The sequence below is a fragment of the Aeromicrobium alkaliterrae genome, from assembly GCF_039529015.1.
In the GTDB taxonomy this organism is placed as follows: domain Bacteria; phylum Actinomycetota; class Actinomycetes; order Propionibacteriales; family Nocardioidaceae; genus Aeromicrobium; species Aeromicrobium alkaliterrae.
The window spans coordinates 1-9165 of the sequence record NZ_BAAAME010000007.1; the positions used below are offsets into that span (position 1 = coordinate 1).

General features: G+C 63.4%; 10 protein-coding genes. 6 read left to right on the top strand and 4 right to left on the bottom strand.

Features of this window, described 5'->3' with window-relative positions; genetic code table 11:
- On the bottom strand, positions 1-192 hold a 192-nt coding region (locus ABD127_RS17040; RefSeq protein ID WP_344203745.1), incomplete at its 3' end, for a hypothetical protein.
- 88 nt (positions 193-280) lie between these two features.
- Entirely contained in the window at positions 281-1099 is an 819-nt protein-coding gene (locus tag ABD127_RS17045; RefSeq protein ID WP_344203746.1) for a TrmH family RNA methyltransferase, read from the bottom strand.
- An 87-nt stretch (positions 1100-1186) separates the two neighbouring features.
- On the opposite strand from ABD127_RS17045, the gene ABD127_RS17050 reads away from it, so the two are divergent.
- Entirely contained in the window at positions 1187-1405 is a 219-nt protein-coding gene (locus ABD127_RS17050) for a hypothetical protein (protein ID WP_344203748.1), read from the top strand.
- 140 nt (positions 1406-1545) lie between these two features.
- On the opposite strand, the gene ABD127_RS17055 is transcribed toward ABD127_RS17050, so the two are convergent.
- Positions 1546-2160 (bottom strand): hypothetical protein, encoded by a 615-nt coding sequence (locus ABD127_RS17055; RefSeq protein ID WP_344203750.1) that lies wholly within the window; start codon positions 2158-2160, stop codon positions 1546-1548.
- 117 nt (positions 2161-2277) lie between these two features.
- Here ABD127_RS17055 and ABD127_RS17060 point away from each other — a divergent pair, with 117 nt between their 5' ends.
- From ABD127_RS17060 to ABD127_RS17070, 3 genes are all read left to right on the top strand, one after another.
- Positions 2278-2481, top strand: coding sequence for a helix-turn-helix transcriptional regulator (locus ABD127_RS17060; protein WP_344203751.1), 204 nt, complete (start codon positions 2278-2280; stop codon positions 2479-2481).
- 208 nt (positions 2482-2689) lie between these two features.
- Positions 2690-3859 (top strand): hypothetical protein, encoded by a 1170-nt coding sequence (locus ABD127_RS17065; RefSeq protein WP_344203753.1) that lies wholly within the window; start codon positions 2690-2692, stop codon positions 3857-3859.
- A gap of 265 nt (positions 3860-4124) precedes the next feature.
- Positions 4125-4541, top strand: coding sequence for a hypothetical protein (locus ABD127_RS17070; protein WP_344203754.1), 417 nt, complete (start codon positions 4125-4127; stop codon positions 4539-4541).
- 939 nt (positions 4542-5480) lie between these two features.
- Here the strand turns inward: ABD127_RS17070 and ABD127_RS17075 are convergent.
- On the bottom strand, positions 5481-7754 hold the full coding sequence (locus ABD127_RS17075; RefSeq protein ID WP_344203755.1) for an nSTAND3 domain-containing NTPase: 2274 nt from the start codon (positions 7752-7754) through the stop codon (positions 5481-5483).
- A 176-nt stretch (positions 7755-7930) separates the two neighbouring features.
- Here ABD127_RS17075 and ABD127_RS17080 point away from each other — a divergent pair, with 176 nt between their 5' ends.
- Positions 7931-8833, top strand: a complete 903-nt coding sequence (locus ABD127_RS17080; protein ID WP_344203756.1) for a hypothetical protein — start codon at positions 7931-7933, stop codon at positions 8831-8833.
- Positions 8834-8917: 84 nt separating this feature from the next.
- A partial coding sequence (locus tag ABD127_RS17085) for a hypothetical protein (protein ID WP_344203758.1) occupies positions 8918-9165 on the top strand: 248 nt, incomplete at its 3' end.

Here is a 9165-nt window from a genome sequence, read left to right on the forward strand (position 1 = left end):
GTCCAGCCGCCGCAACGCATACAGGTCGGCCGTGTGCTCCACGATCCGGGCCTGCGCGACCCGCATCAGCCGCTCCAACGCCGCGATCGCGTCGATGTGCTTGCCACCCATCACGTCGATCGGCTCCAGCACCCGGTAATCCGCGCTCGCCACAGCGGCGAGCAGCTCCTCCGGCGCCAGATCCTCGAACATGAGACCAGCCAACAAGGCCCCACCGACAAGGCCCACGAGTCGCGAAGAGGCCTGGGGACAACTGTGGAAAGCCCTCGCGGGCGCGGCGTCAGGCTCCTGCGTCGAGGCGTTGACGCAGCGCCTCGTGCAGCACGATCGAGCCCGTCACGGCGACGTTGAGCGAGCTCGCCGTGCCCACGACCGGCAGGGCCACCGTCGTCTCACAGGCCTCACGCCACGCGGTCGACATGCCGCGAGTCTCGTTGCCGAGCACGATCACGGTGCGACGCACGAGGTCGAGGTCGCGCAGCTCACGCTCGCCCGTCTCGTCGGTGCCGACGTACTGCCACGCGCCGGGCTCGAGCCACTCCTGGACCTGCTCCGGGCCATCCGCTCGCAGCACGGGCACCGCGAGGAGCGATCCGGTCGAGGCCCGCACGGCCTGCGGGTCGTAGGGGTCGGCGGCGTGGCCGGTCACGATCAGCGCGGCGCCCCCGAAGGCGTCGATCGATCGCGCGAGCATGCCGAGGTTGCGGGGCTGCGTCGCGCGGTCGATGACGACGACCGGGCCCGCGTCGCGCGGGAGCCTCGCGGGGTCGTCCGCCGGGATCTCCGCCACGCCCACGAGCTCGGTGACGTCAGCCTTCTCGCCCAGCTCGTCGAGCATCTCGCCCGGCATCAGCACCCGCTTGACGCCAGTGGCGGCCCAGGTCTCGGCGGCCCAGTCGCTCACCTCGCGGTCGGACGGCGCCAGCAGCGCTCGCAGGGGCCAGCCGTGCTCCAGCGCGATCGTCAGCGGTCGCACGCCCTGCACGAGGAACGACTGCTGGCGGTGCCGCTTGGTGCGGTTCGCCACCAGCGCCTGCAGCTGCTGGAACTCCGCGTTCCGGGTGTGCAGGACCTCGTCGGCTCCCTCGAGTCGCTTCACGCCGCCTGTCTATCAGAGGGCGTCCGCGGCGACGAGTTCCTCGCGACCAGCGGCTGACCGATCCCGCGAGCACCTAGGCTCTGATCCATGTCCCGAGACTCACTGCGCGTCGTCGGCCTGGTCGTGCTCGTGATCGGTTTCCTCGCGTTCCGTGTCGTGGTCGAGGGAGACTGGAACCTCGGAGGGCTCGTGGGATTCGGGGGCGTCTGTGCCGTGGCGGGCATCGGTCTCGTGATCTACGAGCGCCGCAAGAAGCGAAGCACCCGCCCACCCCGGGCCTACCGCCCGTTCTGGGCCAAGGACTGATCTGTCCCGGCGCGGCGTGCTGACGACGCAGAAAGGCCCGGCTCCACAGGGAGACCGGGCACTCTTGCTCCCCCATCTGGACTCGAACCAGAAACCCTTCGAGTCGTTCACTATGCGATCACTACAAGTCCCGAAATGACTTATTTCGCTGCAACTTCAGGCTTCTCTACCAAACGCAGATGCCCCCGAGTGCCCGTTCGATCCCCGCTTTTCTGGGGATTAGATGGGGATCTTGCCACACGGTTCCACCAGTCTTCAAAGTCCTCAAAGGTCGCGTCTCCGACCTCGACCTCAATGAACCAAACCCGCCGTTGCGCCCACAGGTCGAACGTCGCCTCGTACTCAGCATCGGTCGAGAACCTGCTACGCCTCGGGGGTTTGACCCGCTTGTCGTACCGCACGGAAGCGGCGTGCTCCTCGCGCTCAGCCTGATACACCTCGACCAGCTCATCCGGCACATCGGATGAAAAGCCGAGCAGTCGTTCCGCGTGATCGGTGAGTACACCACCAGCCACACCTCGCCGAGGCGCGGCCGTCAGAAGGACTGGCTGCTCCGTTCGCGCCCGACTGAAGATGTTCGCCCAGGTCTTGAAACTGGAGTCCGGGTAGCGGTCCGCGAGGGTTCGGGCTGGATTTCGATCTCCCCCGGCGACCTGAGCGACGTACCAAGCGACGAGCCGGGCGCGGTCCTCGTCACTGACCTTGTTTCGAGTTCGCCGACTCGACAGGAAGGGCGCCGTCGCGAGGTCAGTCAAGCTCACGAACATCGCCCGGCACCCCCCAGAAGTCCTGAATCAGGAATGTAGCAGAGCCCTCCGCTAATGGATGTTGAGGGGCGTCGACAGCGCGCCCCCGGACACCAAGGAGGCACCTTGTCCATCACCCCCCTTCCCGCGCGGCGGTACCTCAGCCCAACCCTGCTCGCCGAGCGGTGGAGCATCACGCCCAAAACCCTCGCCAACTGGCGGCACCTGGGCACGGGGCCGACCTTCACCAAGATCGGCGGGATGGTGCGGTACCCGATCAGCGACGTTGAGGCGTACGAAGTCGTCGGCCGCACGGAGGCGGTCGCTTGATGACCGAGAGCGCGGCCAACGAGCTCCTGACGCTCGATCGACAGGCCGACCTGCGAGCAACTGGGCTGGTCGCCACACCTCAGGAGCGGTGGGCGGACCCCACGGGGACGTTCTACCGCTCCCCCTTGCGTACCGGCCCGCGCCCGGGACGCCGACAGCAACAGAACCGGCCGACCCGACTCGGCCGAACCATGAACCGGAGGAACCGATGACCAGCACGATGACCGACAGCGACGAGATGACGCTGCTGGCGAAGCACTACGAGATCACCGAGGAGATCAACGACCGCCACGAGGCTCGTGCCGATCTCCGCAAGGCCCTGCGCGCTTTGCCGAAGCCATCGGCAAGGCTCGACGCTTTGCGGGAGGCGGTGGCCCGGGCACAGGCAAAGGTCTCGCGGCTGAACGGCGAGAAGTCCGAGGCCCAGGCGATGCTGGAGGCCCTGGACGAGCGACTCGATCTCGGAGACGAGAGCGTGACCGAGGACGAGATGGAGCGGCCGAAGACGTCAGTCAAGCGAGCCAATCAACTGCTGGCTCCCGCCTCGCAGGCACTCGCGCGCGCTGAGCGCAACCTGCGGCCCCTCGCCGCTGACGACCACCTCGCGCACCTGACGGCTGACGCGCTGGAGCGGGTCACGGATGCACCCGTGGTCGTCTACAAGCTGCCTGAGGAGGCCCCCAACGTCGAGCCGCTGATCATCGTCTCCCAGACCGAGGACACCGAGAACTACGGCACGTTGGACGCTGCCGGGGTTGTTCGTCTCACGACCCGAGGTACCGAGATCGACACCGGTTCCGTCACTGAGGTTCTGCGCGCGTGGGGGTCCGAGTGCGTCGTCTCCAGCACGGGTGTTGTCTTTGATCGGGCGGCGTGGCCCGTACCTCGATTGACCGCACCATCCGCTCGCGGTGTCGCGTGCCTCATGCAGTCATTCAGCACGGCGTGGCGAGACCAGCTCGCAGGCGGACGGGAGGCCCGCCAACTCGCGAACGCCGGATATTCCGTCGAGCGGATCAGGTCCACATGGTCCGGCCTGCTCAAGCGCGGGGAAGAAGCGTTGGTTCACACCGCTCCCGGCACTGCCATCGGCACAGCCACCATGCTTGTAGCGGCCCAGCACGAGCGCGGCGACTCTCACAGTGTCGAAGACCTGCGCCAGGAGCTTTTTGCTCTCGTCGCGACATTTCAAGCTTTGGTCGGCGAGACCTCGGAGGCTGGCGAGATCGTGAGCATCGCGCTCCGAGAGGTCACCGAGTACCGAGGCAATGAAAACCCCTGGTCGCGCGGGGACGTGGCGTACGTGCAGGGCTCCCCCGTTTGGCCTGTAACGGCCTCAGCATCACTGGAGATCGTCTACCGCTACGAGAGGGCGTGAGCATGGGCCACAACGAGCCGCACGCGCAGCCCGACGACGTGCCGTACGTCGATCCTCACTCACCCGACCCTGTAGTGACGTCACGTCATCAAGTCGAGCGCGAGAAGGCCAGGGCCGACGACCTCGCATTGCAAATGCTGTTCTCCGGACGAAGTACTTACCGGGGCACACGGGCGGCTCTTCGTCGACTTGCAACGCGAGCGGGCAAGCCGACGCCACAGACCGACTCGGCGACAGCACCCGAGGTGAGCCAAGAGGAGCGAGCATGACGACCGTCGTGGACCTCTGGAGCGAGCTGACGAGCACGTGCGATCCTTGGGAGACCGCCGTGCAGGAACGGTGGAGGCTTCACCGGAAGCGGGGTAGCGCGATGGCCGAGGAGCACACACCTCCCCACGGGCAAGCCGCACTGTGGTTCGCAGATGTCCTCCAGAGCACGAGTCCAAGCGGCCGAGACGTAGCGAGACAGCTCGCGCGGCTCTGCGGCGATGACTCCAAGGTGACGATCCCGCACCGGTCCCTCTCGGATGCCGTCGGAGTCAGGGACAGCATCGGAAGGCAACGTGCCTACACCGAGCGAGGAGTGGAGATGCTGACCAACGCTGGCTGGCTGCGCGTCGAGACGGTCGGGCTCAAACGCGGCGCGAGGACCACCTACTACCTGATGCCGGGAGGTGAGTAGAGGCACGTGGCCGAGGCACCGGGAGGACGACTCTGACTTATGGCCAGAGTAAGTACCGATCACACAGCGCCTCGATGCACATGGACCACTCGCGTCCAGAGAACAGATCCTTGAGCAGGTAGCGAGTAGGCCCAGCTACTACGGCCCTCCGGGCCGTTCGGCACGGAGCCTTCGCACCCCACCTTGCCTTCACCGGAGACAAGGTGGGGCCGAAGGCCCCCACAGGTGAACCTGCTAAGCGGCCGTCTGGTCAAGCGGGCACCGGAAAATGAGTCACTTGGCCCGCGAACGCGAACGTTGCCGCGTCCTGAAGCCGTTAATGGGCCTCCCCCGCCGTTGAGACTAAGCACGCGGAGTGCACGTCGTCTGACCCAGTGACTCCCTCAGTGGCGGACCCGAGTCCAAACGCTCCCTGTGTTCCAGTTCGGGAGTTCGAACGCCCATCCCGTGACCAAGCCGTGCGCGACTCTGATGTCAGGAGCCCGTGTCGCATAGTGGCGGTCCGGTCCGCCCTCGCGATACTCAACGACAAACCCTCCGTCCAACGATGGCGCGCTCTGCACGTACGTCTGTCCTGTTGGGTCCAGGGTCCTCCCGACAATCAGAAACGACCCGTCACTGTGCCCCATGTCCTCGAAGAGCATGAACAGCAAATCCTCGGAGGGATCGTCGTAAACCTCTCCTGACTCGACCGACGCACGCAGTACGGGGCCTACCTCGTGCGGAGGGCGCGTCCGCGATCTGAAGATGCCCGTGCCATCCATTGTCACCTGTGGGCTGGTCAAGGTAAGTCACTTTGCAGTCCAGACCGTTCAGGGGCCTCGCCCACCCAGGGACGCTGTCCTAGACATGTCCTACACGTCAGACCAGAACGACCTTGGAACCTGCGCGCGAGCGTTGCTGCTATGACACGGCGGTGCCCAGCGCTTGCCGGGGGGCCTATACCCCCGGGGTCGAGCGCTCGAAAATCGCAGCGACGTAATCATCGTCCCTGGGACCTCGGGAGTCCCGATACTCCTCGTACCGAACCTCGCTTAGTTCATCCTCACGAAGCGCGGCCTCGGTCTGCATCGCATCGAACTGTTCTTCGTCGACGGAAACGCCGAGGTGGTCGGCGTAAGCGCGCGCTTCGTCCAGCTCACGGACGGTCATCTCGTCGGACCCGGATCCGAGGACCTCACCCAGCCACTCCTGAAACTCCGATACATGAGGTCCCAGGAGGTCCTCGTCCGGATCGGTCAAGTCGTTCAGCTTCTCCAACAGTTCCCACTTTTCGACCGATGGGTAGAGGTCACCCACAAGCTCGCAAGCAGAACGCCAAGCTTCAGGTGGCAGATTGCTTCGTCTGACTCGTCGAACGAGTTGAACGACGTCAGAGCACATCGCAAAGTCACCGTGCTCGGACCCGTTTTGCCAAGCAAGGAAAGTGGCTTGCAACTGCTGATCGAAGTGGTCCGTCAACCTTTCGAAGATTGTCGCAGACAGCTCCATAGCCTGATGCATCACCGTCAAGCGCTCGACGGGGTCTGTCTGAACCTCATGACGCCTGGGTCGAAACCCGGCAGTGGGCGGGCGCGACGACCGTGGCAATGGAGTCTGGAAGAGCCGGGAGAATGCATCACTGATGAGAGCATCGAACTCGAGGTGTTCTTCGGGCGGAATCGACGCTCGGAGCCCTTTCAGTATCCAAGCGGCTTGCTCAAAGTGAGTGAATGACTCGATCACAGAGTTCCGGCGAGTTCGATCGTTTGCAAGAACGCCGGTCACGAAGTCGCCGACTGACGGGTTAGCGAGTCCGATGAGCAACTCTGAATCGGTTGCGCCTGCGCGCGTGGTCGACAAGAACGAGTCGTCTAGTACCTTCAACATGTCCTTCAGCGCTCCCACCTTGACTCTGTCGCAAAGACCGGCGTCACATGCAGCCGAAATCATGGCGTACGCCTCGTCTTCTGAGACGAGTCCGTCGAGACACGCGATCAGGATGACAAGCGTTTGGCCTGCCGAATCGATCTGCTTGCTAAAAGGACCGCTCCACACGGACTTGGGATCGTCGAGAAGACCCAAGATGTAATCCGCATAGTTTTCAGGAACCTTGCCTCTCAGCGTGGGGTCCGTGAGCGTCGCGAACTCGATCAGGCGTGGGTTGTAGTTGCGGTGATCGATGACCCTCAAGTAGGCCTTACCGGCGCGCAACTGGGCAAGCGCGTCGGGCTGCAGATGGTTTGAGTGGAATAGATGGTTGTAGAGAATCCTGGCCTTTTCGACCCGGCTGTACTTCTCAAGCTTGACAACCAGCCGTTCAACGTCGAGGTCGACGCGTTCGAGTTCCTCATAGTCGCTCAGCGCTTGCTGGAGAATGTACTCCCGCGTGGTCATGATGAACAGCGTGTTCTCGGAGTGTCGACACGCTCGAATGAATGATGCGAGACGCTTATCCTCGTTCTTGGAAAGTCGATTACTCAGAAAGTTGCTTCCTAGAAAATCGTCGTATAGGAACACCTGCTTCTTGGACGTGTCGATGACGGATTGACCCTCATCGACGTCGCCCGATATCGAAACCGGCTCGTAGCCCGCGTCGACGAGGTTCGCCACAAGAAGCCGAGCGATGGTCGTCTTGCCGACTCCCGGGGAGCCGCTGATGATCAGAACTCTGTTGGACTCGAGAATGTCCCGCGCGTGTGTGAAGATGCCGGTCTCAACGTATCGCGGCAGTGCTCTCTCGATCTCTTGAGCAAGTTCCTTGCTCCTCTGCCAGACGCCTCCATTCACCTGGGCGCTTAACTGCCCCGCACCTGCGATCCAAAGCTTCACGTGTCCCCGCTCGACGTTGGGGTGCCGATCAAGGGCCAGCTCGAGATCCTCTTCCCCCCAGACGTCCGAGTCGGATTTGATCCAGGGCGACAGAATCTCAGCAATGTCAGCCTTGTTTTCAGCTGTGAGCGATTGTGTAGTCCAGAACTGATACGAAGCCGGTTTCAGTTTGTCGACATTCTTCTTCTCTTTCTTTGCCGCAGTGAGCAACTTGCTTTTGCTGCTCTTCAGCATGTGTTTGCACTGAACGATTTCACGCTTGCCATTGACCAAACGTCGAACGTCTACGCCGCCATCAGCGCCACGAGCGAACACTTCCCACCTCCCGCCGCGCTCGGCATCCAGCAGAGAGGCCGCAAGCAGCTCGAAGTCGTGATCGGACAGCATCGCGTAGTTCCTCACGGCCCAACTGTAGGGAGTGCTGATCAGTAGCCGGGGTATTTGATTCGACCCGACCACCGTCGTTTCAGGCTCGGGTCAGCGCAGAGCCTGCGCCTCTCCCATGGATGCCCGGGCCGCGATGGTCGCGAACGCCGTTCGTCGCCCTACGCCGGGCCGCCGAACTCTAGGCTCCAAGCATGGCGAACACCTTCTTCGTGTATGTACCCGCAGGCAGCGCTGCCAACTTCGTCATCGGGACACGCCGATTGATGTGGGGCTGGAAGGACGCAGCGCTCGACCGACGCAACAACGCGTCTGGCGGCATAACGAACCGTGAGATTGCCTCGTCGATCGAGCCCGACGATCTGTTGATCTTTGGCCATCGCGGGCCGGACCCCAGGGGACCCGAAGTGGGGTATCGCTCAGGCGTCTTCGCTGAGGTCATGGTGTTCAAGGCTCGTTCTCGGTTGCACTCGTCCACCGAAGTCGTCTGGGCTGACGACATCTATCCGAACCGCGTCGATTTGGAGTTCGTCGAAGGAGGTGAGGGCTGGGGTGCAGATCTGCTCAGTGCTGACGGCATGCTTGCGTTCCGAAACTCCGCAAACGCGCACGGAACCCCATTCCGTATCACCCATAACGATGCGCTGGCATTCGAGACTGCGGCACTGAGTGAGACTACGGGCTTTGCTCTCGACCCGTCAGAGACCCACGATGCCTACTCACTCGCCGTACGACGGCGAGAGCAGAGCAAGTTACGAGCCGAGAAACTGGCCGGCAGGGGCGAGGCACCGTGCGACCTCTGCGGGCAGGAGTACCCGGCTACCTTTCTTGTCGCGGCCCATATCAAGCGCCGCGCCGACTGCAACCCAGAGGAACGAGCTGAGCTTTCAAACGTTCTGCTCGCATGCCTGTTCGGCTGCGACGCGCTCTTCGAAGCCGGACTTCTCGGGATCGATCCAACTGGTTGCGTCAGTACGGTCAGGCATGCTCCACCATCGTTGCGCGAGGCGGTTCAAGTACGCATCGGCCACGTCGTCACGCAGACTCCGCGAGTCCTCGAGTTTGCGGCCGAGCATTGGGCAAGCCACAACCCCTGAAGCCGCCAGCGTTTGTCGACTGCGGTGGGGCTAGCACGCGGTTGGTGCTCGTCGCGACCTATCCTGCTGCGAGGAGGACACACCGTGACAGATAAGGGCGCTGCTGCCGCACGCCAGGGCGCTATCGACCGACTCCGTCGGATCGAAACCGAGTTGAGCATCATGTCCCAACTCTCGTTCTCGCATGGCCCCGAGATCTCGAAGGCAAAGTTTGAGGCCATCGGTATCGCCGCGAGTCACCTCGGCCCCGCGCATCACCTTGTTGCGACGATGCGCGAGGTAGACACAACAGAGACGCTCGTGGCGTTCGGGGGGCTTCAACGGAGTTCCGT

Excerpts from the sequence above, each read along its gene's own strand:
- ABD127_RS17065 (WP_344203753.1), top strand. The coding sequence starts at position 2,690 with ATGACCAGCACGATGACCGACAGCGACGAGATGACGCTGCTGGCGAAG.
- ABD127_RS17070 (WP_344203754.1), top strand. The coding sequence starts at position 4,125 with ATGACGACCGTCGTGGACCTCTGGAGCGAGCTGACGAGCACGTGCGAT.
- ABD127_RS17080 (WP_344203756.1), top strand. The coding sequence starts at position 7,931 with ATGGCGAACACCTTCTTCGTGTATGTACCCGCAGGCAGCGCTGCCAAC.
- ABD127_RS17050 (WP_344203748.1), top strand. The coding sequence starts at position 1,187 with ATGTCCCGAGACTCACTGCGCGTCGTCGGCCTGGTCGTGCTCGTGATC.